This window comes from Citrobacter sp. wls757, from assembly GCF_005280935.1.
In the GTDB taxonomy this organism is placed as follows: Bacteria; Pseudomonadota; Gammaproteobacteria; order Enterobacterales; family Enterobacteriaceae; genus Citrobacter; species Citrobacter portucalensis.
Map to the genome: position 1 here is coordinate 3591 of NZ_SZWU01000058.1, position 26205 is coordinate 29795.

General features: G+C 53.9%; 25 protein-coding genes. 13 read left to right on the forward strand and 12 right to left on the reverse strand.

Translation table 11 applies throughout. From position 1 onward, the window contains the following. Positions 1-224: 224 nt before the first annotated feature. Both nadA and pnuC read left to right on the forward strand, forming a co-directional pair. Complete coding sequence (gene nadA / locus FDW94_RS14475) at positions 225-1268, forward strand: quinolinate synthase NadA (RefSeq protein ID WP_137377795.1); 1044 nt, start codon at positions 225-227, stop codon at positions 1266-1268. A 26-nt stretch (positions 1269-1294) separates the two neighbouring features. After that, positions 1295-2014: a nicotinamide riboside transporter PnuC gene (gene pnuC / locus FDW94_RS14480; RefSeq protein ID WP_008784161.1), complete on the forward strand. Its 720-nt coding sequence runs from the start codon at positions 1295-1297 to the stop codon at positions 2012-2014. On the opposite strand, the gene zitB is transcribed toward pnuC, so the two are convergent. Together zitB and FDW94_RS14490 are read right to left on the reverse strand one after the other, a co-directional pair. Next, positions 2011-2952 carry a CDF family zinc transporter ZitB gene (gene zitB / locus FDW94_RS14485; RefSeq protein ID WP_032942740.1) on the reverse strand — a complete coding sequence of 314 codons (942 nt, stop codon included), beginning with the start codon at positions 2950-2952 and terminating at the stop codon, positions 2011-2013. The genes pnuC and zitB overlap by 4 nt on opposite strands. A gap of 113 nt (positions 2953-3065) precedes the next feature. After that, on the reverse strand, positions 3066-3440 hold the full coding sequence (locus FDW94_RS14490; RefSeq protein WP_003022994.1) for a YbgS-like family protein: 375 nt from the start codon (positions 3438-3440) through the stop codon (positions 3066-3068). Between the two features lie 317 nt (positions 3441-3757). Between FDW94_RS14490 and aroG the strand changes: the two genes are divergently transcribed. Next, positions 3758-4810 carry a 3-deoxy-7-phosphoheptulonate synthase AroG gene (gene aroG / locus FDW94_RS14495; protein WP_003831449.1) on the forward strand — a complete coding sequence of 351 codons (1053 nt, stop codon included), beginning with the start codon at positions 3758-3760 and terminating at the stop codon, positions 4808-4810. 108 nt (positions 4811-4918) lie between these two features. Here aroG and gpmA read toward each other — a convergent pair whose 3' ends face one another. The 7 genes from gpmA to modE form a co-directional block, all read right to left on the reverse strand. Next, a complete protein-coding gene (gpmA, locus tag FDW94_RS14500) occupies positions 4919-5671 on the reverse strand; it encodes a 2,3-diphosphoglycerate-dependent phosphoglycerate mutase (protein ID WP_003022999.1) in 753 nt (250 codons plus the stop codon). A 232-nt stretch (positions 5672-5903) separates the two neighbouring features. Then, complete coding sequence (gene galM, locus FDW94_RS14505) at positions 5904-6944, reverse strand: galactose-1-epimerase (protein ID WP_137377796.1); 1041 nt, start codon at positions 6942-6944, stop codon at positions 5904-5906. Continuing rightward, complete coding sequence (gene galK, locus FDW94_RS14510; protein ID WP_032942744.1) at positions 6938-8086, reverse strand: galactokinase; 1149 nt, start codon at positions 8084-8086, stop codon at positions 6938-6940. Before galK ends, galM begins: the two co-directional genes overlap by 7 nt. Positions 8087-8089: 3 nt before the next feature. After that, positions 8090-9136: a galactose-1-phosphate uridylyltransferase gene (gene galT / locus FDW94_RS14515; RefSeq protein ID WP_032942745.1), complete on the reverse strand. Its 1047-nt coding sequence runs from the start codon at positions 9134-9136 to the stop codon at positions 8090-8092. 9 nt (positions 9137-9145) lie between these two features. Next, positions 9146-10162 carry a UDP-glucose 4-epimerase GalE gene (gene galE, locus FDW94_RS14520; RefSeq protein WP_003831462.1) on the reverse strand — a complete coding sequence of 339 codons (1017 nt, stop codon included), beginning with the start codon at positions 10160-10162 and terminating at the stop codon, positions 9146-9148. 217 nt (positions 10163-10379) lie between these two features. Further along, positions 10380-11852 (reverse strand): molybdate ABC transporter ATP-binding protein ModF, encoded by a 1473-nt coding sequence (modF, locus tag FDW94_RS14525; RefSeq protein ID WP_111465903.1) that lies wholly within the window; start codon positions 11850-11852, stop codon positions 10380-10382. A gap of 67 nt (positions 11853-11919) precedes the next feature. After that, complete coding sequence (modE, locus tag FDW94_RS14530; protein ID WP_003831465.1) at positions 11920-12708, reverse strand: molybdenum-dependent transcriptional regulator; 789 nt, start codon at positions 12706-12708, stop codon at positions 11920-11922. A 129-nt stretch (positions 12709-12837) separates the two neighbouring features. Between modE and FDW94_RS14535 the strand changes: the two genes are divergently transcribed. The 4 genes from FDW94_RS14535 (at position 12838) to modC (ending at position 15695) form a co-directional block, all read left to right on the forward strand. Beyond that, complete coding sequence (locus FDW94_RS14535; protein WP_020996536.1) at positions 12838-12987, forward strand: AcrZ family multidrug efflux pump-associated protein; 150 nt, start codon at positions 12838-12840, stop codon at positions 12985-12987. Between the two features lie 184 nt (positions 12988-13171). Then, positions 13172-13945, forward strand: coding sequence for a molybdate ABC transporter substrate-binding protein (modA, locus tag FDW94_RS14540; RefSeq protein ID WP_003831470.1), 774 nt, complete (start codon positions 13172-13174; stop codon positions 13943-13945). After that, positions 13945-14634, forward strand: a complete 690-nt coding sequence (gene modB, locus FDW94_RS14545; protein ID WP_008784169.1) for a molybdate ABC transporter permease subunit — start codon at positions 13945-13947, stop codon at positions 14632-14634. Before modA ends, modB begins: the two co-directional genes overlap by 1 nt. Before the next feature lie 2 nt (positions 14635-14636). Continuing rightward, entirely contained in the window at positions 14637-15695 is a 1059-nt protein-coding gene (gene modC, locus FDW94_RS14550) for a molybdenum ABC transporter ATP-binding protein ModC (RefSeq protein ID WP_003831474.1), read from the forward strand. Here the strand turns inward: modC and FDW94_RS14555 are convergent, their stop codons facing one another. Beyond that, complete coding sequence (locus tag FDW94_RS14555) at positions 15696-16514, reverse strand: pyridoxal phosphatase (RefSeq protein WP_003831476.1); 819 nt, start codon at positions 16512-16514, stop codon at positions 15696-15698. Positions 16515-16679: 165 nt separating this feature from the next. Between FDW94_RS14555 and pgl the strand changes: the two genes are divergently transcribed. Beyond that, a complete protein-coding gene (gene pgl, locus FDW94_RS14560; protein WP_020996535.1) occupies positions 16680-17675 on the forward strand; it encodes a 6-phosphogluconolactonase in 996 nt (331 codons plus the stop codon). A gap of 82 nt (positions 17676-17757) precedes the next feature. Here pgl and FDW94_RS14565 read toward each other — a convergent pair whose 3' ends face one another. Beyond that, positions 17758-19041, reverse strand: a complete 1284-nt coding sequence (locus FDW94_RS14565; RefSeq protein ID WP_128611652.1) for a putative acyl-CoA thioester hydrolase — start codon at positions 19039-19041, stop codon at positions 17758-17760. 224 nt (positions 19042-19265) lie between these two features. Here FDW94_RS14565 and hutI point away from each other — a divergent pair, with 224 nt between their 5' ends. The 5 genes from hutI (at position 19266) to hutH (ending at position 25579) form a co-directional block, all read left to right on the forward strand. Beyond that, on the forward strand, positions 19266-20489 hold the full coding sequence (gene hutI, locus FDW94_RS14570; RefSeq protein WP_137377797.1) for an imidazolonepropionase: 1224 nt from the start codon (positions 19266-19268) through the stop codon (positions 20487-20489). Further along, positions 20486-21427, forward strand: a complete 942-nt coding sequence (gene hutG, locus FDW94_RS14575; protein WP_137377798.1) for a formimidoylglutamase — start codon at positions 20486-20488, stop codon at positions 21425-21427. Before hutI ends, hutG begins: the two co-directional genes overlap by 4 nt. Positions 21428-21514: 87 nt before the next feature. Next, positions 21515-22234, forward strand: a complete 720-nt coding sequence (locus FDW94_RS14580; RefSeq protein ID WP_003831502.1) for a histidine utilization repressor — start codon at positions 21515-21517, stop codon at positions 22232-22234. Between the two features lie 137 nt (positions 22235-22371). Further along, on the forward strand, positions 22372-24057 hold the full coding sequence (gene hutU, locus FDW94_RS14585) for a urocanate hydratase (RefSeq protein WP_079934633.1): 1686 nt from the start codon (positions 22372-22374) through the stop codon (positions 24055-24057). Position 24058: 1 nt separating this feature from the next. Continuing rightward, positions 24059-25579 (forward strand): histidine ammonia-lyase, encoded by a 1521-nt coding sequence (gene hutH / locus FDW94_RS14590; protein WP_032942757.1) that lies wholly within the window; start codon positions 24059-24061, stop codon positions 25577-25579. A gap of 95 nt (positions 25580-25674) precedes the next feature. Here the strand turns inward: hutH and FDW94_RS14595 are convergent, their stop codons facing one another. After that, positions 25675-26151, reverse strand: a complete 477-nt coding sequence (locus FDW94_RS14595) for a kinase inhibitor (RefSeq protein WP_008784178.1) — start codon at positions 26149-26151, stop codon at positions 25675-25677. Positions 26152-26205 lie beyond the last annotated feature (54 nt).

Consider the following 26205-nt stretch of genomic DNA (forward strand, 5'->3'; position numbering starts at 1 on the left):
TCTACTTGCCTGATGCGCTTCGCTTATCAGTCCTACAGACGACACTATTCACGTAGGCCGGATAAGACGTCAGTCGCCTTCCGGCATTCATCGCACGCAATTATTGTGACTTTCTTACGCCAATCCGCTATCTTGTTTAGCATATAAAACAAATCTAACCGAATACGGCGTGCGTCACGCTTTTAATCGGTTATTTCGTTAAGCCAGTAAAACGAGAAAGCAAGATGAGCGTGATGTTTGATCCAGAAGCAGCAATTTATCCGTTTCCGCCAAAGCCAGCCCCGCTGAGTGTGGATGAAAAGCAATTTTATCGTGAAAAAATCAAGCGCCTGCTGAAAGAGCGTGATGCCGTTATGGTCGCGCACTATTACACCGATCCCGAAATTCAGCAGTTGGCCGAAGAGACCGGTGGTTGTATTTCTGATTCTCTGGAGATGGCGCGTTTCGGCTCAAAACATTCTGCCTCTACGCTGTTGGTTGCAGGCGTGAGGTTTATGGGGGAAACCGCCAAAATCCTCAGCCCGGAAAAGACCATCCTGATGCCGACCCTACAGGCGGAATGCTCATTAGATCTGGGCTGTCCGATTGATGCGTTCAGCGCGTTTTGCGATGCGCACCCGGATCGTACCGTGGTGGTTTACGCCAATACCTCAGCCGCCGTTAAAGCACGTGCGGACTGGGTCGTCACATCCAGTATCGCGGTAGAACTTATTGAGTATCTTGATAGTTTGGGTGAAAAAATCATCTGGGCTCCGGACAGACATCTGGGCAACTACGTCCAAAAACAGACCGGTGCAGACGTTCTTTGTTGGCAGGGGGCCTGTATCGTCCACGACGAATTTAAAACTCAGGCTTTAACACGTATGAAGGGGCTTTACCCTGATGCCGCGGTGTTGGTGCACCCGGAGTCCCCTCAGTCTATCGTTGATATGGCCGATGCGGTTGGCTCAACCAGCCAGTTAATCAACGCAGCTAAATCGTTACCGCATCAACAGCTGATTGTGGCAACTGACCGGGGCATATTTTACAAAATGCAGCAGGCCGTTCCGGATAAAGAATTGCTTGAAGCGCCGACGGCTGGTGAGGGGGCAACCTGCCGCAGCTGTGCGCATTGTCCGTGGATGGCGATGAACGGCCTTAAGGCGATTGCTGAGGGCCTGGAACAAGGCGGAGCGGCTCATGAGATACATGTTGATGCTGCGCTGCGAGAAGGGGCGTTGTTGCCGTTAAACCGCATGTTGGAATTTGCGGCTACACTTCGAGCTTAATTAATTTTTTTGCTCTGGGGGAAAAGATGGACTTTTTTAGCACGCAGAACATTCTGGTACATATTCCGATTGGCGCTGGCGGTTACGATCTGTCGTGGATCGAAGCTGTGGGGACGATCGCCGGGTTGCTGTGTATTGGCCTGGCGAGCCTTGAGAAAATCAGCAATTACTTCTTCGGCCTGATAAACGTCACGCTGTTTGCGATTATCTTCTTTCAGATCCAGCTCTATGCAAGCCTGTTGCTGCAAGTTTTCTTCTTTGCCGCCAACATCTACGGCTGGTATGCGTGGTCCAGGCAAACCAACCAGCATGAAGCGGAACTGAAAATTCGCTGGCTGCCGTTACCAAAAGCGATCGGCTGGCTGGCGGCTTGCGTGGTGGCGATCGGCCTGATGTCGGTCTATATCGATCCGGTCTTTGCGTTCCTGACCCGCATTGCGGTGAACATTATGCAGGCATTAGGATTGCAGGTTGTTGTGCCTGAGTTGCAACCCGATGCATTCCCGTTCTGGGACTCCTGCATGATGGTGTTGTCGATTGCGGCGATGATCCTGATGACGCGTAAGTACGTTGAAAACTGGCTGCTGTGGGTGATCATTAACGTAATAAGCGTAGTGATTTTCGCCCTGCAAGGCGTATATGCCATGTCGCTGGAGTATATGATCCTGACGGTTATCGCCCTGAACGGTAGCAGGATGTGGATTAACAGCGCGCGCGAGCGGGGTTCCCACGCGCTGTCCCATTAATGGTGATGGTGTGAATGGCCGGATACCCCCTGATACAGGTGGCAGTCCGGCCCATTACACGGCTGATACTCCATCTGGATCGTGGCGTGTTCAATCTGGTAGTGATGGATAAGGAAATGCTGAATACGCTCCAGCAGCGCGTCGTGATCGTGTGGCGGGACCACCTGCACATGCAGCGTCATTACCGGTTTTTCACCCACCATCCAGACATGGACATGGTGCACATTGCGGACTTCGGGGATATCCCGGCTGAGATGGCGCTGCAGTGCGGCGATATCCAGCGTCAGCGGGGCGCCTTCCAGTAATTCATTAACGCTATCCTTTAACAGTCGCCAGGCGCTACGCAGTACCAGCACGGAAACCAGAATCGAGAGAATCGGGTCCGCAGGCGTCCAGCCCGTCCAGATAATAATCAGCGCAGCGATGATCGCCCCGACCGAGCCGAGTAAATCGCCCATCACATGTAGTGCCGCGGCGCGGACGTTCAGGTTTTTCTCCTCACTGCCGCGGTGTAGAACCCAAAAAGCCAGCACGTTAGCCAGTAAACCCGCGACAGCTATAACCATCATCATGCCGCCAGCCACGGGGCGGGGCGTATGGAAGCGCTCAATGGCTTCCCAAACGATTAAAATGGTGATCACGACCAATGCGATGGCGTTAACAAACGCGGCCAGTGTCGTGAGCCTCAGCCAGCCGAAGGTGTGTCGTATTGTGGGCGGGCGATGGGAAAACCGGACGGCCAGCAGCGCAAAAAGGAGCGCTGCGGCATCAGTGAGCATATGCCCGGCATCGGCCAACAAGGCCAGTGAACCTGAAAGTATTCCACCCACCACTTCAACCAACATAAATCCGGCTGTAATGCAGAATGCAAACATCAAGCGGCGGGCATTATTGTCCTTGGGTTGCTCAGAAGAAGTATGAGTATGCGAGTGCGCCATTATGCCATCCCTTTGTTATTCTCATCTTTACTGTATGCCATCATACCGTTTTTGGGATGATAAAATTAAAAAGGAGAGCTATTGCTCTCCCATTATTAGCTTTATTTTCAGCGTTACTGCGTAGTGCCATCAGTTTTTGTCTCAGCATCATTGTTAATGCCGTTTCCGGTCTCAACTTTCTTATTCACATCAGGGCAGCGACCGTCCTTACACATGGTGTTTTTGTGCATCTCGTCTTTGGTCATCCCTTCATGGTTCATTGATGAACCGTTCGGGTGCAGCATTGTGCCACCCGAATTCACGTTACTGTTGTCGACATTATTTGGTGCCACGTTTTCGCGTGCGTCTGGGGCGACCTGACCGGCATCCGCCGAGGAATTTGCCTGGCCGTTATTGGACTGCGTATTGGTTTCAGCTGCCAGCGCCGCGCCGCTGGCCAGGCTGAGTGTAGCGGTAAGAAAGAGTGAAGCCAGCTTTGTCATATGCATAATATGCTCCTGTTATGGTCGATATGTCGGATAACGTCTTCCAACAGTGCATGTGCCAGTTACATCATCAATATGTGGTTAATAGTTTTGCCAGAGAAATTAAACCCAGCATAGAATCTTGAAATTTATGAAAATTAAAGCTGTTACAGTTATAAATTGTAGGTTGGATCTCGTTTTTCGCTACTTTATTGCGTTTTTTTGGCCAATTCCAGGATTAATCCGTCCAAAGTGTAAAACCCCGTTTACACTTTATGACTGAAGATATAGATTGGAGGGATTGCATTCATTTATATAAGTATGGCAACGCTGGAATAATCATGAATTATCAGAACGACGATTTACGCATTAAAGAGATCAACGAGTTATTACCGCCAGTCGCATTGTTGGAAAAATTCCCCGCTACTGAAAATGCCGCAAACACGGTGGCTCATGCCCGTAAGGCGATTCATAAAATCCTGAAAGGGAGTGACGATCGCCTGTTGGTAGTGATTGGGCCTTGCTCTATTCATGATCCGGCAGCCGCCAAAGAGTATGCCGCTCGCCTGCTGGCGCTGCGTGAAGAGTTAAAAGGCGAGCTTGAAATCGTTATGCGCGTCTATTTTGAAAAACCGCGAACTACCGTAGGCTGGAAAGGGCTTATCAACGATCCGCACATGGACAACAGCTTCCAGATCAACGATGGGCTGCGCATTGCGCGTAAACTGCTGCTGGATATCAATGACAGCGGATTGCCTGCTGCGGGTGAATTCCTCGATATGATTACGCCGCAATACCTCGCCGACCTGATGAGCTGGGGCGCGATTGGGGCACGTACCACAGAATCTCAGGTGCACCGCGAACTGGCGTCTGGTCTGTCCTGCCCGGTTGGCTTTAAAAACGGTACTGATGGCACGATAAAAGTAGCGATTGATGCGATTAACGCCGCAGGAGCGCCGCACTGCTTCCTGTCTGTGACCAAATGGGGTCATTCGGCGATCGTAAATACCAGTGGTAATGGCGATTGCCATATTATTTTGCGCGGCGGCAAAGAGCCGAACTACAGCGCTCAGCACGTTGCCGATGTGAAAGAAGGTCTGATCAAAGCAGGGCTTTCAGCGCAGGTGATGATCGACTTTAGCCATGCCAACTCCAGCAAGCAGTTCAAAAAGCAGATGGATGTCGCGAAAGATGTTTGCGGACAAGTTGCTGGGGGCGAAAAAGCAATTATTGGTGTGATGATCGAAAGCCATCTGGTAGAAGGTAATCAGAACCCGGATAGCGGTGAGCCGCTGACCTACGGTAAGAGCATCACCGACGCCTGCATTGGCTGGGAAGATACCGATGCAGTATTGCGCCAACTGGCGGATGCTGTAAAAGCGCGCCGCGGTTAAAAAATTCATCCGGGCTACGCTCGGTAGGCCGGATAAGGCAACGCCGTCATCCGGCAATAAAAAAGCGTGGAGCATTCCACGCTTTTCTCGTTTGATCCGGGATGAAAATTACTTCGCTTTACCCTGGTTCGCAACGGCTGCCGCTTTTGCTGCGATCTCGTCAGCATTACCCAGATAGTAATGTTTGATTGGTTTGAAGTTTTCGTCGAACTCATATACCAGCGGTACGCCGGTCGGGATGTTCAGTTCAAGGATCTCATCTTCGCCCATGTTATCCAGGTATTTAACCAGCGCACGCAGAGAGTTACCGTGAGCGGCGATAATTACGCGCTCACCGCTTTTCATGCGCGGCAGAATGGTTTCGTTCCAGTAGGGGATAACGCGATCGATGGTCAGCGCCAGGCTTTCGGTAACCGGTAACTCTTTGTCGGTCAACTTCGCATAACGCGGATCGTGACCCGGATAACGCTCGTCATCTTTGGTCAGTTCCGGTGGCGTTACCGCAAAGCCGCGACGCCATTGTTTAACCTGCTCGTCACCGTATTTTTCAGCGGTTTCAGCTTTGTTCAGACCCTGCAGCGCGCCGTAATGACGTTCGTTCAGTTTCCAGGATTTTTCAACCGGCAGCCAGGCCTGATCCAGTTCGTCCAGTACGTTCCACAGGGTGTGGATGGCACGTTTCAGCACAGAAGTATAAGCAAAATCGAAGCTGTAGCCTTCTTCTTTCAGCAGTTTACCTGCCGCTTTTGCTTCGCCCACGCCTTTCTCTGACAGATCAACGTCATACCAACCGGTAAAACGGTTTTCGTTGTTCCACTGACTTTCACCGTGACGTACCAGAACCAGCTTAGTTACAGCCATACACTCACTCCTATAAATCATATTGAATGATAATAATTCTCATTATATTGCCGTAAAGCGTCAGCGGCAATGCTTACGCATAACCATAGCGAAAATAGCGCCACAGTGTAAGGTTCTTGTGAATTCAAGGTTGCGATTTTGTCTTTGAGTGGTGGGGATTTGAGCGGTTCTACTGTGATAAACAAATAACAGGCCCGCTACGTTACGTCATCGGGCCTGTGAGGGGAAAGGATCAGACTGGAATAAACTGATATTCCGTCACGCTGGCATACTCTTCACCCGGGCGTAAGAAGCAGTCCGGCTGCTGCCACTCTGGATGGTTTGGGCTGTCCGGGAGAAACTCACTTTCCAGCGCCAGACCTTGCCAGTCTTCGTAGGCGTCTGGTCCGCGAGATGGTGTACCGCCGAGGAAGTTGCCGGAGTAAAACTGCAATGCCGGGGCGGAGGTGTATACCACCATCTGCAGTTTTTCATCCTGGGACCACAGTCGGGCGACCGGCGTACGCGCATTGCCCTGTGCCTGAAGCATGAAGGCGTGATCGTAACCTTTCACCTTGCGCTGATCGTCATCGGCAAGAAATTCACTGCTGATGATTTTAGGCGTGCGGAAATCGAAAGTGCTACCAGCGACGGATTTCAGCCCGTCATGCGGGATGCCCATTTCATCAACCGGCAAGTACTCGTCCGCCATAATTTGCAGCTTATGCTGGCGCACATCCGTTTTGTCACCGTCGAGGTTAAAATAAACGTGATTCGTCAGATTCACCGGACAGGGCTTATCGACCGTGGCGCGGTAGGTTATCGAAATACGATTATCGTCAGTCAGGCGATACTGCGCGGTGGCGCATAGATGGCCAGGGAAACCCTGGTCGCCATCGTCAGATGTTAAGGCGAACAGCACCTGACGGTCATTCTGATTGACTATCTGCCAGCGACGTTTGTCGAAACCGTCTGGCCCGCCGTGCAGCTGGTTGTCGCCTTGACTTGGTACCAACTCAACGGTTTCGCCGGCAAAGGTATAGCGGCTGTTGGCGATACGGTTAGCGTAGCGACCAATTGAAGCGCCCAGAAACGCAGCCTGCTCCGGGTATTGTTCCGGACTGGCGCACCCGAGCAATGCTTCACGCACGCTACCATCGCTAAGCGGAATACGCGCAGAGAGCAGCGTCGCGCCCCAGTCCATGAGCGTGACGACCATCCCTGCGTCATTGCGCAGGGTGAGCAGGCGAAACGGCTGACCGTCCGGAGCCTGCACAGGGATTTCGCTTAACATTGTCCTGCTCCTTGTGAAGGTTTGCAGACGTAGAATGTTTCTTTGATACCGGTTTTTGCTTCGTATTGTTCCGCGACGGCCTGCTGTACGGCAGGTACCAAATCTTGCGGGATCAGCGCCACGATGCAGCCGCCGAAGCCGCCGCCGGTCATACGGACACCGCCTTTATCGCCGATGGTTGCTTTGACAATCTCGACCAGCGTATCAATTTGCGGCACGGTAATTTCAAAGTCATCGCGCATTGAGGCGTGAGATTCCGCCATCAGTTGGCCCATGCGCAGCAGGTCGCCTTTTTCCAGCGCCTGTGCGGCTTCAACGGTACGCGCATTTTCCGTGATCACGTGGCGAACGCGTTTGGCGACAATCGGATCCAGTTCGTGGGCGACGGCGTTAAACGCTTCAAGGCTGACATCACGCAGCGCTGGCTGCTGGAAGAAACGCGCGCCGGTTTCACACTGTTCGCGACGGGTGTTGTATTCGCTACCGACCAATGTGCGTTTAAAGTTACTGTTGATGATCACCACCGCTACGCCCTCAGGCATGGAAACGGCTTTGGTGCCCAGCGTTCGGCAGTCGATCAGTAGCGCATGATCTTTCTTACCAAGTGCCGAGATCAGTTGATCCATAATGCCGCAGTTACAGCCGACAAACTGGTTTTCAGCTTCCTGGCCATTCAGGGCAATCTGCGCGCCGTCGAGCGGCAGATGATAGAGCTGCTGGAATACCGTACCCACAGCGACTTCCAGTGAGGCAGAAGAGCTTAAGCCCGCACCCTGCGGGACGTTACCGCTGATCACCAGATCAGCACCGCCAAAGGCGTTATTGCGCTTTTGCAGATGTTTCACTACACCACGCACGTAGTTTGACCACTGCTGGCTGTCATGAGCGATAATCGGCGCATCAAGCGAGAACTCATCAACCTGATTGTCGTAATCAGCGGCGATCACACGGACTTTTCGATCGTCGCGTGCCGCACAGCTGATAACGGTTTGATAGTCGATAGCGCAGGGCAGAACGAAGCCGTCGTTATAATCGGTATGTTCACCGATCAAGTTCACACGACCCGGTGCCTGAATAGTATGGGTGGCAGGGTAGCCAAATGTTTCAGCAAACAGAGATTGTGTTTTTTCTTTCAGACTCATTATTTAAACTCCGGATTCGCGAAAATGGATGTCGCTGACCGCACGCAGTCGTTCAGCCGCTTGTTCTGCTGTCAGGTCGCGCTGGGTTTCTGCCAGCATTTCATAACCGACCATAAATTTACGCACGGTCGCGGAACGCAGCAGCGGCGGGTAAAAGTGTGCGTGCAACTGCCAGTGTTGGTTTTCTTCACCGTTAAACGGTGCGCCGTGCCAGCCCATAGAATAGGGGAATGAGCACTGGAACAGGTTGTCATAACGACTGGTCAGCTTTTTCAACGCCAGTGCCAGGTCAGCACGCTGTTCGTCGGTCAAATCGGTAATTCGCAGCACATGCGCTTTCGGCAGCAGCAGCGTTTCGAACGGCCACGCGGCCCAGTAAGGGACAACTGCCAGCCAGTGCTCGGTTTCAACGACCGTACGGCTGCCGTCCGCCAGCTCACGCTGGACGTAATCAACGAGCATCGGTGCGCCTTGTTCGGCGAAGTACGCTTTCTGCAGGCGATCTTCACGTTCGGCTTCGTTAGGCAAAAAGCTGTTGGCCCAAATTTGTCCGTGTGGGTGCGGGTTTGAGCACCCCATCGCTGCGCCTTTATTCTCAAATACCTGCACCCAGGGATAGGTTTTGCCTAAGTCTTCAGTCTGCTCCTGCCACGTTTTCACAATTTCTGTTAGTGCAGGGACGCTGAGTTCCGGCAGCGTTTTGCTGTGATCGGGCGAGAAGCAAATTACACGGCTGGTACCGCGCGCGCTCTGGCATCGCATTAACGGATCGTGACTGTCCGGCGCGTCCGGGGTATCGGACATCAGCGCCGCAAAGTCATTGGTAAAGACATAGGTCCCGGTGTAATCCGGGTTTTTGTCGCCGGTAACGCGCGTATTGCCAGCGCACAGGAAGCAGTCCGGGTCATGTGCAGGCAGTACCTGCTTAGACGGAGTTTCCTGCGCCCCTTGCCACGGGCGTTTGGCGCGATGTGGTGATACGAGGATCCACTGCCCGGTGAGCGGGTTAAAACGGCGATGTGGATGATCGACAGGATTGAATTGCGTCATGATTGGTCCTTAATCCGAATATCCCTGCGGGTGGCGTGACTGCCAGTGCCAGGTATCTTGTGCCATTTCATCCAGTGTGCGGGTCACGCGCCAGTTGAGCTCGCGATCGGCTTTGCTGGCGTCAGCCCAGTAGGCCGGAAGATCGCCATCACGGCGCGGGGCGAAATGGTAATTCACCGGTTTACCGCAAGCTTTGCTGAAGGCGTTGACCACGTCCAGCACGCTGCTGCCGATGCCTGCACCGAGGTTGTAAATATGTACGCCCTGTTTGCCCGCCAGTTTTTCCATGGCAGCAACATGGCCGTCGGCGAGATCCATCACGTGGATGTAGTCGCGTACGCCGGTGCCATCTTCAGTAGGGTAGTCATTGCCAAATATGGCAAGAGATTCGCGACGGCCAACGGCAACCTGCGCGATGTAAGGCATCAGGTTGTTTGGAATACCTTGCGGATCTTCCCCCATATCTCCCGATGGATGAGCGCCAACCGGGTTAAAGTAGCGCAGCAGGGCAATGCTCCAGTCGGGCTGCGCTTTTTGCAGATCGGTCAGGATCTGTTCCACCATCAGCTTGCTTTTGCCGTACGGACTTTGCGGCGTGCCGGTGGGGAAGCTTTCAACGTAAGGAATTTGCGGCTGATCGCCATAGACGGTCGCGGAGGAGCTGAAAATGAAGTTTTTCACGTTGGCAGCGCGCATTGCATTCACCAGACGCAGAGTGCCGTTGACGTTGTTGTCATAGTACTCCAGCGGCTTGGCAACGGATTCTCCAACGGCTTTTAAACCGGCAAAATGGATGACCGTATCAATGGCATGATCGTGCAGAATTTCGGTTATCAGCGCTTCGTTACGGATGTCTCCTTCCACGAAGGTCGGATGCTTGCCGCCTAAACGCTCAATGACGGGCAGTACGCTGCGCTTGCTGTTGCAGAGATTGTCCAGGATCACCACTTCGTGACCATTTTTCAGTAACTGCACGCAAGTGTGGCTTCCAATGTAACCGCTACCACCTGTAACCAATACTCTCATAATTCGCTCCGTTAAGCCTATGGTATGCAATAACCATAGCATAACAAAGATGCGAAAAGTGTGACACGGAATAAATTAGTGGAATCGTTTACACTCCGGTGTTTTCACTCGATGCTGCCAGTTATTTTATTATAAATCATTATGTTAGGTTGTTATTTCAGCACTTGTCTGAAAAAAAAGCAGAAAAAAGGGCGTGATAAACGCCCTGGCATGAAAATTAACGCAGAGAGGTTTGTCGATAGGCGTAGATATCACCCTCGGGTACAAACTCTAGCCGATGGGTAATGCAGGCCGGGGCATCTTCGGCGTGATGAGAGACAAACAAAAGCTGAGTTTCACCTTCACCGATCAGGACATCCACAAACCGACGGATCAGTTGACGGTTGAGCGGATCTAATCCTTGCAACGGTTCATCGAGGATCAGCAACGTAGGATGTTTCACCAGTGCACGAACAATCAATGCCAGCCGCTGCTGCCCCCAGGAAAGACTATGAAATGGCGCATCCGCGGTACGTTTATCGATGCCCAGAATATCCAGCCACTGTTGTACCAGCTTGTGCTGTCTGTCGGAGACGGCCTGATAAATGCCGATTGAATCGAAATAACCGGAGAGAATAACGTTGCGAACTGTCGTACTTACCCGGTAATCCAGATGCAGGCTGCTGCTGACATAGCCAATGTGTCTTTTGATATCCCAGATAGTTTCACCGCTGCCCCGGCGGCGGCCAAACAGGGTCAGGTCGTTGCTATATCCCTGGGGATGATCGCCGGTGATTAAACTGAGCAGGGTTGATTTCCCCGCACCGTTGGGGCCGATGATTTGCCAGTGTTCCCCCGGATTTACCCGCCAGCTCAGATGATGCAGGATAGGGCGATCGTTATACGAGACGGTGCCGTCGTTAAGCACAATGCGCGGCTCGTTATCTGACAGCGTGTGGCGCACCGAAGGCTCATCCGGTTCGGGTAACTGGATGCCTTCCAGCCGTTCGCTATGGGCAAGCTGAGCGATTAATGCCTGTTGCAGAAGGTCGGGTTTTGCACCGGTTTCCGTCAGCGTGCAGTCGGCAAGTACGCCGGCAAACTGCACGAACTCAGGAATTTCATCAAAGCGATTAAGCACCAGTACCAGCGTTAAACCGGCCTGGTGCAACTCAGCGAGCAACTCTGCTAACTGGCGACGGGACGCCACGTCCAGCCCGTCAAAGGGTTCATCAAGGATCAGCAAATCCGGTGTGGACATTAATGCCTGGCAGAGCAGGGTTTTGCGCGTTTCACCGGTGGAAAGGTATTTGAAACGCCTGTTAAGTAGGGATGAAATGCCAAACTGCTGCGCCAGCGCAGCGCAGCGGGCGGGGTCGCGAACTTCGTCCTGAATGATTTCTGCGGTAGTGCGCCCGGTGTCGTCTTCACCGGGACTAAGAAGATCGGTGTTGTTTCGCTGCCACTCGTCGCTGACCAGCTTTTGGAGCTGCTCAAAGGAGAGTCGGGTAATACGTGTAAACTGACAGTGACGTTCGCCTTTCAGAAGCGGTAACTCGCCCGCCAGCGCGCGGGCCAGCGCAGATTTCCCGCTGCCGTTAGAGCCAACAAACGCCCAGCTATCACCCGCGTTTAACGTCAACGCATCTAACTGGAGCGTTTTTGTGTCGCTAAGACGAAACATGCCTTGCGAAATTTGCAACGATGACATTTTGTATCCCATTATTTGCAGCGATGAATAACAGGGATACGTGTTCTTCAGGCTGATGTCAATTAACTCAGCACAGTGTGGCGATAATCACCCTGTCCGCATTAAAATATGCTGTGACGTTAGCGCCTTCCGTTAATGTGTGGGTCTGCTCTATCGGCAAAGTTGCGCACAGCGTCTGGCCGTCTGGCAAGGTCATCAATACTTCACACTGCTCCGCTCCGCGTTCGATATGGCTAATCGTGCCCTGCAACTGGTTATCGGCGGCCTGAGCGATGGCGTCGTCCTGAGTGATTCCTACCCACGGCGCTTTCAACAAAATCAGTACTTCTTTGCCTTCCTCAAGCCCGAGACGCTCGCCGCTTTGTGCAGTGATTGCCACTTTCAGGCGCGTTTCGCCATCCGCCAGCAGCACGTCGACATGCTGTTGAACCTGATCGTGGTCGCGGGCGGTAATGGTGCCAAACCACTGGTTACGGGCGCTGGTTTGCAGCGAAAAGCGAGAGATCGCCGCCAGCAGGCTATTGAGCGGCAGTGCGTCGTCATCGCTCAAAACATCGAAGGCTTTCTGTTGGATTTGCGCCAGTAAATCATACAGCTGGATTAAGCGTTGGCCGTAGCGCGTTAATACCGCGCCGCCGCCGCCTTTGCCGCCAGTGGCGCGCTCAACCAGCGTCTGCTCGCTGAGCTGATTCATTTCGTTAATCGCATCCCAGGCGCTTTTATAGCTGATACCTGCATCCTTCGCGCCCTGACTGATGGAGCCGGAAAGCGCAATGTGCTTAAGCAGAGAAATGCGACGGGGATCGGCAAACAGTTTTTGCTGAAGTTTCAGCGTAAGAAGGATTTCGGCCTGCATCACAAGCTCCTGGCAAAAGGGGTATTGTGACGGAAAACCGCGCGCGCGCAAAGCCAACCGCACAAAAGGGGAGTGCTTTTCTGTGTTATGTGGTTAGAATACAACTAAGGACTATATCTGGAGTTGACCATGTTAGAGTTATTGAAAAGTCTGGTATTCGCCGTAATTATGGTTCCTGTGGTGATGGCTGTCATCCTGGGGCTGATTTACGGACTGGGTGAAGTGTTCAACATCTTCTCCTCTATCGGTCAGAAAGACCAGTCCAGACAGAATCATTGATTCCCCAAACGCCCGCTCAGTCGGGCGTTTATATTTTTTGCCTGCCAACTCGTTTTCTCAAGATCTTGCTTTCCCTGCCGATATTTTCTTTGTGTAACCTCTAATTGGTATCAATAACCACTGGGAAAATCCTGGTTTACTCGTTATATTTGCGCCTACATAACGAAACGCAAAGGAGTTACAGATGGCACGTACATGGTTACGCTTGTTTGCAGGGGCAACACTTTCTCTTACCGTTGCCGGGCATGCGCTGGCGGATGAAGGAAAGATTACCGTTTTTGCAGCGGCTTCGCTGACCAACGCGATGCAGGACATTGCAACGCAATATAAAAAAGAGAAGAACGTTGATGTTGTCTCCTCTTTTGCTTCTTCTTCCACGCTGGCGCGTCAGATTGAAGCAGGCGCACCGGCCGATCTGTTTATTTCTGCCGATCAGAAATGGATGGACTACGCGGTAGACAAGAAGTCGATTGATACCGCATCGCGTGAAACGCTGTTGGGTAACAGTCTGGTGGTGGTTGCGCCGAAAGCCAGCGCGCAGAAAGACTTCACCATTGACAGCAAAACCAACTGGACCAGTCTGTTGAATGGTGGACGCCTGGCTGTTGGCGATCCAGAACATGTTCCGGCGGGCATTTATGCCAAAGAAGCGCTGCAAAAATTGGGTGCATGGGATACCCTGGCCCCGAAACTGGCTCCTGCTGAAGACGTGCGCGGTGCGCTGGCGCTGGTAGAGCGTAACGAAGCGCCGCTGGGGATCGTCTATGGTTCCGATGCTGTCGCCAGTAAGGGCGTAAAAGTTGTTGCGACTTTCCCGGAAGATTCGCACAAAAAAGTGGAATACCCTATCGCGATTGTTGATGGGCACAAAAACGCAACGGTTAGCGCGTTCTATGATTACCTGAAAGGACCGCAGGCTGCTGAAATCTTTAAACGTTATGGATTTACGACCAAGTAATGATACTGACCGATCCTGAATGGCAGGCCGTCATCCTGAGCCTGAAAGTTTCTTCCCTGGCTGTGTTGTTTAGTTTGCCGTTTGGGATCTTCTTTGCCTGGCTGCTTGTGCGATGCAAGTTCCCGGGCAAAGCGCTGCTCGACAGCGTTCTGCATTTGCCGCTGGTTCTGCCGCCGGTCGTGGTGGGCTATCTGCTGTTGGTCGCCATGGGGCGGCGCGGATTCATTGGCGAATGGTTGTACGACTGGTTTGGCATTACCTTTGCCTTTAGCTGGCGCGGTGCGGTACTGGCTGCGGCGGTGATGTCTTTTCCTCTGATGGTACGGGCAATTCGTCTGGCGCTGGAAGGTGTCGACGTCAAGCTGGAGCAGGCGGCCCGCACGCTGGGAGCCGGACGCTGGCGTGTATTCATGACCATTACGCTACCGCTGATGCTGCCCGGCATTATTGTCGGTACGGTGCTGGCGTTCGCGCGTTCCCTCGGGGAATTCGGCGCAACCATTACTTTTGTTTCCAACATTCCTGGTGAAACCCGCACCATTCCTTCGGCGATGTATACCCTGATCCAGACTCCCGGCGGCGAAAGCGCGGCGGCGAGGTTGTGTATCATTTCTATTGTTTTAGCGCTGATTTCGCTGCTGATTTCTGAATGGCTGGCGCGTATTAGCCGTGAGCGGACGGGGCGATAATTATGCTGGAACTCAATTTCTCCCAGACGCTGGGGACGCATTGCCTGACGCTCAACGAAACGCTGCCAGCCAGCGGCATCACCGCTATTTTTGGCGTTTCCGGCGCGGGCAAAACCTCACTGATTAACGCCATCAGCGGCCTGACGCAGCCGCAGTCAGGACGCATCGTGCTCAACGGTCGGGTCTTAAACGACGTCGAGAACGGTATCTGTTTAACGCCGGAAAAACGCCGGGTGGGCTATGTTTTCCAGGATGCGCGCCTGTTCCCGCACTATAAAGTGCGCGGCAACCTGCGTTACGGAATGGCGAAAAGCATGGCCGGACAGTTTGATAAGCTGGTGGCGTTGTTGGGCATTGAACCGCTGCTTGACCGTCTGCCTGGCGGTCTTTCTGGCGGTGAAAAGCAGCGTGTCGCCATCGGTCGGGCGCTGCTGACCGCGCCTGAGTTATTGCTGCTTGATGAGCCGTTAGCCTCGCTGGATATACCGCGTAAACGCGAACTGCTGCCTTACCTGCAACGCCTTGCACGTGAAATCAATATTCCGATGCTGTATGTCAGCCACTCGCTTGATGAGATTTTGCACCTGGCGGATAAAGTGATGGTGCTGGAGAACGGGCAGGTCAAAGCGTTTGGTTCGCTGGAAGATGTCTGGGGTAGCAGCGTGATGCACCCCTGGCTGCCTAAGGAACAGCAAAGCAGTATTCTGAAAGTCAGCGTGCTGGAACATCATCCACACTATGCGATGACCGCGCTGGCGCTCGGCGATCAGCATCTGTGGGTCAATAAGCTGGAGCAACCGCTGCAAACCGCGCTGCGTATTCGTATTCAGGCCTCTGATGTTTCACTGGTGCTCCAACCACCCCAGCAGACCAGTATTCGTAACGTTCTCCGGGCAAAAGTCGCGCAATGTTATGACGATAACGGTCAGGTGGAAGTTCAGCTTGAGGTGGGCGGTAAGACGCTGTGGGCGAGGATTAGCCCATGGGCCAGGGATGAACTGGGTATCAAACCTGGCCTGTGGCTGTACGCGCAAATTAAGAGCGTATCGATTACCGCCTGATTACAGCAGGTGGGAGTAGATAAATTTCGCGATGCTGTCTGTGGTGTTGTCACCAATCACGATGTTGGCGCGGGCTTTGACCGCGTCATCCGCGTTGCCCATCGCCACACCGGTACCTGCGGCTTCCAGCATGCTGATATCGTTAAAGTTATCACCAAAGGCAATCACGTTTTCCATTGACCCGCCCTGTGCTTCAATCCACTGGGTAAGGCGTCGTCCTTTGCTGTTGCCTTTACGAGCAATGTCGACCTGATCATGCCAGGACCATTCACACTCCAGTCCCAGCTGTTGCTCAACGTACTGGCCAAACTGCTGCAGTTTCGGAATATCTTCGTCGGTCAGGGCAAATTTCCAGACGGCGTTGACGTCATGTGCGGCCTGCGCCAGCGAAGGAACCTGGGTGAAGGTCGGGCGCTGTTCCGGCGGCAGAGTTTGCGCCCAGTTAGCGGTACGCACCACATGCCCGGTTGGGCGCTCATACAGCATGGCCTCATCCACATACATCAGCCCGTGGATCTGATGTTCATCCAGCATTTCGATCAGCTGTAATGCCTGGTCTACCGGGAGGGGATCGGATTCCAGTACCTTTTTTGCCTGATAATCATACAAGTAGGTACCGTTACAGCAAATTGCAGGTGTATCCAGCGCCAGTGCCTGATAAAAAGGATGAATAGCAACGTGATGGCGACCTGTGACAATGATAAGTTGGTAGCCTGCTTCTCTGGCGCGCGAGAGCGCTTCGAGAGAGGATGGCAGCAAGGTTTTTTTCGGGGTCAACAGGGTACCGTCTAAATCCAGGGCAATCACGCGTGCGGTCATAGTTTTTTCCAGATTAAGGTTGAGAATTTTGTCTGCTGGAATGGTACACCGAGACGGGAGCCGGACAAAATTCTGAGCCTTAATTAAGCATTCACCGTTAAAAGCGTCTACCTTAGGCGTGTGTCAGGCAATTGCAGCCACCTGCCAAAAAGCAAAGGAGTATTCATGAAGCAAACCGTTTATACCGCCAGCCCTGAAAGTCAGCAAATCCACGTCTGGAGCCTGAATCACGATGGTTCTCTGACGCTGACGCAGGTGGTTGATGTACCGGGTCAGGTACAGCCGATGGTCGTCAGCCCGGATAAGCGTTACCTCTATGTTGGTGTGCGCCCGGAGTTTCGCGTGTTGGCTTATCGTATTGCGCCTGATGACGGAGCGCTGACCTTCGCGGCAGAGTCAGCGCTGCCGGGTAGCCCGACGCATATTTCTACCGATCATCAGGGACGTTTCGTGTTCGTTGGCTCTTATAACGCGGGTAGCGTGAGTGTCACGCGTCTGGAAGATGGCCTGCCGGTGGAACTGGTTGACGTGGTAGAAGGTCTGGATGGTTGCCACTCAGCCAACATCTCTCCGGATAACCGTACCCTTTGGGTTCCGGCGTTGAAACAGGATCGTATCTGCCTGTTTGACGTTAGCGATGATGGCCATCTGGTTGCGCAGGAACCGGCTGAAGTGACTACCGTTGAAGGCGCGGGCCCGCGTCATATGGCGTTCCATCCGAATAAGCAATATGCCTACTGCGTGAACGAGCTGAATAGCTCTGTTGATGTCTGGGAGCTGAAAGATCCGTACGGCAAGATTGAGTGTGTGCAGACGCTGGATATGATGCCTGCTGATTTCGCGGATACCCGTTGGGCAGCAGATATTCACATCACACCGGATGGTCGCCATCTGTATGCCTGTGATCGCACCGCCAGCCTGATTACGGTCTTTAGCGTCTCTGAAGATGGCAGCGTGTTGACCAAAGAAGGTTTCCAACCTACCGAAACTCAGCCGCGCGGTTTTAATATCGATAACAGAGGTAAATACCTGATTGCAGCCGGACAAAAATCGCACCATATCGCGGTATACGAGATTGCTGGCGAACAAGGACTGTTGACGGAGAAAGGTCGTTACGCGGTAGGACAAGGCCCGATGTGGGTGGTGGTTAACGCGTACTAATATTGCGTCTAATGCCGGATGAGTATCCGGCACATTGCCCGGCAGAGCATGAATCTGCCGGGTTTACATCAGAGAATGACGTTTACTGCTTAGGTTCAGCAACCACTTTGCTACCGATACCGCGGTTGTTGTATTCCCACATACGGTTGAAGTTGGTGTCGTTCAGGTTACGCTGGATTTCACCTTTGTCATCTTCCGCACCGGTATTACCGGCAAACGGGCGTTTTGCGATAACGCTGTCAGCCCATGGTTTTGCCATGTTAAAGCCTTCGTTAATCACGCTGTCACGAATCACGACCTGACCGTTAGTGTTGGAATCGACATCCAGCGAGCGGCCTAACTGCGCCACGCCATCGCCACTTGCCGTGAAGCGACTATTAATCGCCAGGAAACCGTAGTAGATGTTTGACAGGGTAGCCGGTGCGAACACATAGGCTTCCTGCTGGGTACGGGAGTTCACTACGCGGAAATCGGTGTTATCGAACACTACGGCACCGCGACCGGAAACGATATCCACATCACCTTCAATGTAGCTGTTGGTAACCAGCGTACGCGGTTGACGATCGTTTTCCAGACGGTTTTGTACGCCGCTATTGGTCACGAAGAAGGTATTCTGGCGGCCAAGGATATTGACCTTGTTGATCTGCACTTTATCGCCATCGGTACGCAGTGCAACGGCCGGGTGGTTACCCGCATCAACGCTGTCACCCAGGTTGTTTTCGATGGTCAGGTTCTGCAATTGCAGACCGTTATTTTGCGACCAGACGACAGCAGAACACATCACACCAATATTTGTGCCACGTTTGTTCTGGCAATTATCAAACATATACCACGCAGGTTTACCCGGCATATATTTACCGGCTGGGTTCACCGTACGACGCCAGTCCGCGGTGCTCATGTCACCGTCAATGGCCTGGCCAATTTTCACATCAAGCGGTTTTTCGCCCATACCGTACAGCGTCAGGCTACCTGTTGCTGCCGGAATATATACCGTGCCCTGGTACTCGCCTGGCATAATCGCGATGTACTGACGTTTGTTAGTACGTTTGATGATTGCTGCATCAACAGCGGCTTGAATGCTGGTATGGGTGACGCCCTGAGTCCCTGCCGGGCCAACGACGAAGTCAGGCTGTGCAGGCAGAGAAATAGAAGAAGGGCTCCACGGCGCGGTGTTTGGCGTCAGTGCGGAAAAATAGTGCGCAGCAACGAAGTTTTTCGCTTCATTGGCCGACAGGATCGGGCGCGAAGAGGTGCCTGGCGCGGTCTGATCGGAAGGAATTTGATCGGGCGGCGTAGAGCTACAGGCGGTCAGCGTCACGCCAAAAGCCATAGCCAGCGCCAGACGGGAAACTGATGATATGTTCACAGGTTGCTCCGGGCTTTGAAAAGTTATCCATTGAAGCCTGCTTTTTTATACTAAGTTGAGCGAAACGGGAAGGTTAAAAGGTAAAAAGTTGTTTTTATCACCACAAAGCCCGGCGCGGAGAGTCCTTATATCACAAATACATAACAATTACGGTCCTTCAGGTTGACAACATCCCTATAATCAAAAATAAATGTCTATACAACCTATGACAAGTGGTGAGTCGAATGCAGCAATTCTTCCCTGATGATGTTATCTGGCGCAATGTTCGTCTGGCGACTATGGACCCTGAACGTGGTACCCAATATGGGCTGTTGGATGGTCACGCGCTGATCGTCCGCCAGGGCAAGATTCGCGATATCGTCCCGGAATCATCGTTATATCTCACGCATGACAATACTCTTGATATGCAGGGCAGGCTGATTACGCCTGGCCTGATTGATTGCCATACGCATCTGGTCTTTGGCGGAAACCGCGCAGGTGAGTGGGAGCAGCGGCTAAATGGTGTCTCCTACCAGCAGATAAGCGCCGAGGGCGGGGGGATTAATGCCACCGTGTCGGCGACCCGCAGCGCCACGGATGAACAACTCTTACACGTAGCCCATCAGCGGATGGAACAGTTGATCAAAGAAGGCGTTACGCTGCTGGAAATAAAATCGGGTTACGGCCTGGATTTACAGACAGAAGAGAAAATATTGCGCGTGGCGGCGGCGCTGGCGGCAGAGAATATCGTTGAAATCAGCCCGACGCTGTTGGCTGCGCATGCAACTCCAGCGGAATACCGGGATGATCCTGACGGCTATATTACGCTGGTGTGTGAGACCATTATGCCGCAATTGTGGGAACAAGGGCTGTTTGAGACCGTCGATCTGTTCTGTGAAAGCGTTGGTTTTTCGTTGGCGCAGAGCGAGCGGGTGTTTCAGGCTGCACAGGCGCTGGGCATCCCGATTAAAGGCCATGTCGAACAACTATCATTGCTTGGCGGCGCACAGTTGGTAAGCCGCTACCACGGGCTATCCGCCGATCATATTGAATACCTCGATGAAGCGGGTGTAGCGGCGATGAGCCAAAGCGGTACGGTCGGTGTGCTGCTGCCCGGCGCATTCTATTTCCTCAAAGAGCAGCAGCGCCCACCGGTAGCGTTGCTGCGTAAATATCAGGTACCGATGGCGGTAGCGACAGATTTTAACCCCGGTACCAGTCCGTTTATCAGCCTGCACTGGGCGATGAATATGGCCTGCGTTCAGTTTGGTCTAACGCCGGAAGAAGCATGGGCGGGCGTAACCCGTCATGCGGCCCGGGCGCTGGGGCGTCATGCCACCCACGGTCAATTGAAGGCCGGGTTTGTGGCCGATTTTGTGGTGTGGGATGCAACCCTCCCGGTCGAGATCCTGTATGAACCCGGGCGCAATCCGCTCTACCAACGCGTATTCAAAGGACAAATAGCATGACCAACTGGCAACCAGCCTCACCTGCGCTGTGGCAGGGACGTGATGACCGCGCCGAATCGCCGAATGCGCTGCGCCTGTTTCAGACTATCACGCAAAGTCTGACGTTTAGCCCAGAAATGTACCGCGAGCAGATAGCGTTGCTCGGGTTTGCCTGCGACGAAGGCGTTAAACGTAATCAGGGGCGCACGGGTGCCGCCGGAGCACCCGATGAGCTGCGCAAGGCGTTGGCGAATTTAGCCAGTCATGATGGGCACAATCGACTGGTGGATCTGGGAAATATTGTGGCGCAGGCTCCCGATCTTGAGGGCGCGCAGCAGGCGTTACGTAATGCGGTACAGCGCTGTCAGCAGGAGAACATGCGTACCTTTGTTTTGGGCGGGGGACACGAAACTGCCTTTGCGCATGGCGCGGGCGTACTGGGTGCGTTCCCGCAGGCGAAAGTGGGGATAGTCAACTTCGATGCGCATCTCGATTTGCGCAAAGCTGAACAAGCTACATCCGGTACGCCATTTCGCCAGCTGGCGCAGCTTTGCGATGAACAGCAGCGTGAATTTCACTATGCCTGTATCGGCGTCAGTCGGGCGGCAAACACCCAGGCGCTTTGGGATGAGGCCCAGCGGCTCGGTGTTACCGTGGTGGAGGATCTGCATTGCGATACGGCGCAGGCGCAGTTAGCGCAGTTCATTGCCAATCTGGATGTCATCTATCTGACAATCGACCTCGACGTGCTGCCGGTGTGGGAAATGCCCGGCGTGTCGGCCCCCGCCGCGCTTGGCGTACCGTTGGCGACGCTGCTGAGACTGATTGAGCCTCTGTGTCGTAGCGGTAAACTCCTGGCGGTGGATATGGTTGAATTTAATCCACGCTTTGACGATGATGGCAGAGCAGCACGCGTGGCGGCGCGATTAGGCTGGCAAATCGCCCATTGGTGGCACTGATATACCTGATGGCGTTGCGCTTATCAGGTTCGGGTAATGCCTGTAAACTCTACCCACTCACATTTTCAGCTTAAGGAAGGCTCACGCATGCTCCCATCCCGTTCTGCTCCGGCTCCTTTTTACGAAAAGGTCAAACAGGAGATCAGCGAAAAAATTGCCAGCGGTATCTGGCAGCCTCACGATCGCATTCCTTCTGAGGCAGAGCTGGTGGCGCAATATGGTTTCAGCCGCATGACTATCAACCGGGCGCTACGTGAGTTAACGGATGAAGGTTTACTGGTGCGTTTGCAGGGCGTCGGGACGTTTGTCGCCGAGCCAAAAGGCCAGTCCGCGCTGTTTGAAATCCGCAGCATCGCGGATGAAATCAACGCCCGTCAGCATCAGCACCGGTGCGAAGTACTGACGCTGGAAAAAACCCAGGCCAACGCGCAGCAGGCTTTGGTGTTAAACGTCAAAGAAGGCACATCCATTTTTCACTCTGTCATGGTGCACTACGAGAACGATCTGCCGGTACAGATTGAAGATCGCTGCGTGAATGCCGAAATTGTGCCGGAGTATCTGGCGCAGGATTACAGTCAGACCACGCCGCACGCATACCTGTCACTGATCGCCCCGCTGACGGAAGGTGAACATATTGTTGAAGCGGTACGTGCCAGCGCTGAAGAGTGCGCGCTGCTGAATATCAAAGAACACGATCCCTGCCTGCTGATCCGCCGTAAGACCTGGTCTGCGTCGTCCATAGTCTCTCATGCCCGCTTGCTGTTCCCGGGTTCCCGCTATCGCCTGCAAGGACGGTTTATGTCCTGATGTCGGGATATCAAAACCGTGATTGCTGACGCAATATAATAAAAATGTATCTTAATTGTTAAAATCATCCTTGCGATGACTTGTATAGACAAGTATATATTTCTTATCTATCCGACGTTCGCGAGGAGTTTTCTGTCATGTCCCATAGCAAATATCGTCAGCAGGATATTCGTGCCCCACGCGGCACCACCTTAACGGCCAAAAGCTGGCTGACCGAAGCGCCGCTGCGCATGTTAATGAATAATCTGGATCCCGATGTGGCGGAAAATCCGCATGAGCTGGTGGTATACGGTGGGATTGGCCGCGCCGCGCGGGACTGGGAATGTTATGACGCCATCGTCAATGCGCTGACCAAACTGGAGACCGATGAAACTCTGCTGGTCCAGTCTGGTAAACCGGTAGGCGTATTCAAAACTCACGACAACGCACCGCGCGTGCTGATTGCCAACTCCAACCTGGTGCCGCATTGGGCTACCTGGGAACACTTCAACGAACTGGACGCCAAAGGGCTGGCGATGTACGGCCAGATGACTGCCGGGAGCTGGATCTACATCGGCAGCCAGGGCATCGTGCAGGGGACTTATGAAACTTTCGTTGAGGCCGGGCGTCAGCATTATCAGGGTAACCTCAGCGGACGCTGGGTGCTGACCGCCGGGCTGGGCGGCATGGGCGGAGCACAACCGCTAGCCGCTACACTTGCGGGTGCGTGTTCGCTGAACATTGAATGCCAGCAAAGCCGAATTGATTTCCGTCTGCGTACCCGTTATGTCGACGAGCAGGCGACATCGCTTGACGATGCGCTGGCGCGTATCGACAAATACACCCGCGAGGGTAAAGCTGTGTCCATTGCGCTGTGTGCTAATGCCGCCGACGTTGTGCCGGAACTGGTGAAGCGCGGTGTGCGCCCGGATATGGTCACCGACCAGACCAGCGCCCACGATCCGCTGCATGGTTATCTGCCGTGCGGCTGGAGTTGGGAAGAGTATCAGGCAAAAGCGGTGTCCGATCCCCACGGCACGGTGCAGGCGGCGAAACGTTCAATGGCAACGCACGTTGAGGCGATGCTGGCGTTTAGCAAAATGGGTGTGCCGACGTTTGATTACGGCAACAACATTCGCCAGATGGCCAAAGAGATGGGCGTGGAAAACGCCTTTGATTTCCCCGGCTTCGTACCTGCTTATATTCGCCCCCTGTTCTGTCGCGGCATAGGCCCGTTCCGTTGGGTGGCACTGTCAGGCGATCCGCAGGATATTTATAAGACAGATGCCAAAGTGAAAGAGATCGTGGCTGATGATAAGCACCTTCATCACTGGTTGGATATGGCGCGTGAGCGGATTAACTTCCAGGGTTTACCAGCGCGTATCTGCTGGGTCGGCCTGGAGTGGCGTCAGAAACTGGGGCTGGCGTTTAATGAAATGGTGCGCAGCGGTGAAGTATCCGCGCCGATTGTTATTGGCCGTGACCATCTGGACTCCGGTTCTGTTGCCAGCCCAAACCGCGAAACCGAAGCTATGCGCGACGGTTCAGACGCCGTATCCGACTGGCCGCTGCTGAACGCGCTGCTTAACACCGCCAGCGGTGCGACCTGGGTGTCGCTGCATCACGGCGGCGGGGTCGGCATGGGCTTCTCTCAGCATGCCGGGATGGTCATTGTTTGCGATGGTACCGATGAAGCCGCGGCGCGCATCGCCCGGGTCTTACATAATGATCCGGCTACCGGGGTGATGCGCCACGCCGACGCCGGGTATGACATTGCGGTGGAGTGCGCCGTTGAAGAAGGGCTGAATTTGCCAATGATTGCTGCGACGCAGGAGAAACGCTGATATGAACACCATGACACTCACGCCGGGCCATCTGAGTTTTACCCAGCTACGTGAAATCTGGCAGCAGCCGGTCAAACTGAGCCTGGATGCCGGGGCGATTGATGCAATCAATGCCAGCGTCGCCTGCGTCAATAATATTGTCGCTGAAGGCCGTACGGCGTATGGCATTAATACCGGCTTTGGCCTGTTGGCTCAGACCCGTATCGCCACGGAAGATTTGCAGAATTTACAGCGTTCGCTGGTGCTTTCGCATGCGGCAGGCGTTGGCGAGGCGCTGGATGACGCAATGGTTCGCCTGATTATGGTGCTGAAAATCAACAGCCTGGCGCGTGGTTTTTCCGGCATTCGTTTGAGCGTGATTGAAGCGCTGATTGCGCTGGTGAATGCCGAGGTGTATCCACTGATCCCGGCGAAAGGGTCGGTGGGCGCATCGGGCGACCTGGCGCCGCTGGCACATATGTCGTTGACGCTATTGGGCGAAGGTAAAGCGCGCTGGCAGGGGGAATGGCTCCCGGCTACCGACGCGCTGAAAAAGGCCGGACTGGAGCCGATCACGCTGGAGGCGAAAGAGGGGCTGGCGCTGCTCAACGGCACTCAGGCTTCCACCGCCTTTGCACTGCGCGGGTTAATTGAAGCTCAGGAACTGTTTGCGTCTGCGACGGTGTGCGGGGCGCTGACCACAGAAGCCGTGCTGGGCTCCCGTCGTCCGTTTGACGCCCGTATTCATGCCGCGCGAGGGCAGCGTGGGCAGATTGATGCCGCAACGCTATACCGTCATGTGTTGACCGACTCCAGCGCGCTTTCTCAGTCGCATCATAACTGCGAAAAAGTACAGGACCCGTATTCTCTGCGCTGTCAGCCACAGGTGATGGGGGCGTGTCTGACGCAAATGCGCCAGGTGATGGATGTTCTGCTGGTTGAAGCCAACGCGGTTTCCGACAACCCGCTGGTGTTTGCCGAAGAGGGCGATGTGATTTCCGGCGGCAACTTCCATGCTGAACCGGTGGCGATGGCGGCAGATAATCTGGCGCTGGCAATTGCGGAAATTGGCTCGTTATCAGAGCGGCGCATTGCGCTGATGATGGACAAACATATGTCGCAGTTGCCGCCGTTCCTGGTGAAAAACGGTGGGGTTAACTCCGGCTTTATGATTGCTCAGGTAACCGCCGCCGCGCTGGCGAGCGAGAACAAAGCGCTGGCGCATCCGCACAGCGTGGACAGCTTGCCGACATCCGCCAACCAGGAAGATCATGTTTCTATGGCTCCGGCGGCGGGACGCAGACTGTGGGAGATGGCAGCAAATACGCGCGGTGTGATTGCCGTGGAGTGGCTGGCGGCGTGTCAGGGGATTGACCTGCGTGAAGGGTTAACCTCCAGTCCGTTGCTGGAGCAGGCGCGACAAGCGCTGCGCGAGCAGGTTGCCCACTACACGCAGGATCGCTTTTTTGCCCCGGATATTGAGTGCGCGACCGAGCTGTTAGCGCAAGGAACGTTGCTGCAATTGCTGCCTGAATTTCTGTAGAAAATTGCCTGATGTCGACGCTGACGCGTCTTATCAGGCCCACGGTCTGCTTTGTAGGCCGGATGAGGTGAAGCCGATATCCGGCACAACACAGCTTAGCTAAACATCGCCGTAATCGAGGCGCTGGCGAGCGAGTGGAAATGGACGTTAAATCCAACCATCGCGCCGCTGGCACCTTCATCGACATCAATACGCTCCACATCTAGGGCGTGAACTGTAAAGATATAGCGGTGGGTTTCACCCTTCGGCGGCGCAGCGCCGCCATAACCGGCTTTACCAAAATCTGTACGGGTCTGAATCACCCCATCCGGCAGCGCAACCAGCCCGGAGCCGAATCCTTGTGGGAGTACGCGGGTATCAGCCGGCAGATTTACCACCACCCAATGCCACCAGCCGGAGCCGGTTGGCGCATCAGGATCAAAGCAGGTCACGACAAAGCTTTTGGTTCCTGCGGGTACGTCATCCCACGCCAGATGCGGGGAAATATTATCCCCGTCATACCCCATGCCGTTAAAGACGTGGCGATGCCCAAGCTTATCGCCATCGCGCAGATCGTTACTGATTAGTTTCATGCTGACTCCTCTCGTTAGCCAAAAAGTGTAGCCAGAAACCGTAGAGCTTACCGC

Excerpts from the sequence above, each read along its gene's own strand:
- nadA (WP_137377795.1), top strand. The coding sequence starts at position 225 with ATGAGCGTGATGTTTGATCCAGAAGCAGCAATTTATCCGTTTCCGCCA.
- pnuC (WP_008784161.1), top strand. The coding sequence starts at position 1,295 with ATGGACTTTTTTAGCACGCAGAACATTCTGGTACATATTCCGATTGGC.
- zitB (WP_032942740.1), bottom strand. The coding sequence starts at position 2,952 with ATGGCGCACTCGCATACTCATACTTCTTCTGAGCAACCCAAGGACAAT.
- FDW94_RS14490 (WP_003022994.1), bottom strand. The coding sequence starts at position 3,440 with ATGCATATGACAAAGCTGGCTTCACTCTTTCTTACCGCTACACTCAGC.
- aroG (WP_003831449.1), top strand. The coding sequence starts at position 3,758 with ATGAATTATCAGAACGACGATTTACGCATTAAAGAGATCAACGAGTTA.
- gpmA (WP_003022999.1), bottom strand. The coding sequence starts at position 5,671 with ATGGCTGTAACTAAGCTGGTTCTGGTACGTCACGGTGAAAGTCAGTGG.
- galM (WP_137377796.1), bottom strand. The coding sequence starts at position 6,944 with ATGTTAAGCGAAATCCCTGTGCAGGCTCCGGACGGTCAGCCGTTTCGC.
- galK (WP_032942744.1), bottom strand. The coding sequence starts at position 8,086 with ATGAGTCTGAAAGAAAAAACACAATCTCTGTTTGCTGAAACATTTGGC.
- galT (WP_032942745.1), bottom strand. The coding sequence starts at position 9,136 with ATGACGCAATTCAATCCTGTCGATCATCCACATCGCCGTTTTAACCCG.
- galE (WP_003831462.1), bottom strand. The coding sequence starts at position 10,162 with ATGAGAGTATTGGTTACAGGTGGTAGCGGTTACATTGGAAGCCACACT.
- modF (WP_111465903.1), bottom strand. The coding sequence starts at position 11,852 with ATGTCATCGTTGCAAATTTCGCAAGGCATGTTTCGTCTTAGCGACACA.
- modE (WP_003831465.1), bottom strand. The coding sequence starts at position 12,708 with ATGCAGGCCGAAATCCTTCTTACGCTGAAACTTCAGCAAAAACTGTTT.
- FDW94_RS14535 (WP_020996536.1), top strand. The coding sequence starts at position 12,838 with ATGTTAGAGTTATTGAAAAGTCTGGTATTCGCCGTAATTATGGTTCCT.
- modA (WP_003831470.1), top strand. The coding sequence starts at position 13,172 with ATGGCACGTACATGGTTACGCTTGTTTGCAGGGGCAACACTTTCTCTT.
- modB (WP_008784169.1), top strand. The coding sequence starts at position 13,945 with ATGATACTGACCGATCCTGAATGGCAGGCCGTCATCCTGAGCCTGAAA.
- modC (WP_003831474.1), top strand. The coding sequence starts at position 14,637 with ATGCTGGAACTCAATTTCTCCCAGACGCTGGGGACGCATTGCCTGACG.
- FDW94_RS14555 (WP_003831476.1), bottom strand. The coding sequence starts at position 16,514 with ATGACCGCACGCGTGATTGCCCTGGATTTAGACGGTACCCTGTTGACC.
- pgl (WP_020996535.1), top strand. The coding sequence starts at position 16,680 with ATGAAGCAAACCGTTTATACCGCCAGCCCTGAAAGTCAGCAAATCCAC.
- hutI (WP_137377797.1), top strand. The coding sequence starts at position 19,266 with ATGCAGCAATTCTTCCCTGATGATGTTATCTGGCGCAATGTTCGTCTG.
- hutG (WP_137377798.1), top strand. The coding sequence starts at position 20,486 with ATGACCAACTGGCAACCAGCCTCACCTGCGCTGTGGCAGGGACGTGAT.
- FDW94_RS14580 (WP_003831502.1), top strand. The coding sequence starts at position 21,515 with ATGCTCCCATCCCGTTCTGCTCCGGCTCCTTTTTACGAAAAGGTCAAA.
- hutU (WP_079934633.1), top strand. The coding sequence starts at position 22,372 with ATGTCCCATAGCAAATATCGTCAGCAGGATATTCGTGCCCCACGCGGC.
- hutH (WP_032942757.1), top strand. The coding sequence starts at position 24,059 with ATGAACACCATGACACTCACGCCGGGCCATCTGAGTTTTACCCAGCTA.
- FDW94_RS14595 (WP_008784178.1), bottom strand. The coding sequence starts at position 26,151 with ATGAAACTAATCAGTAACGATCTGCGCGATGGCGATAAGCTTGGGCAT.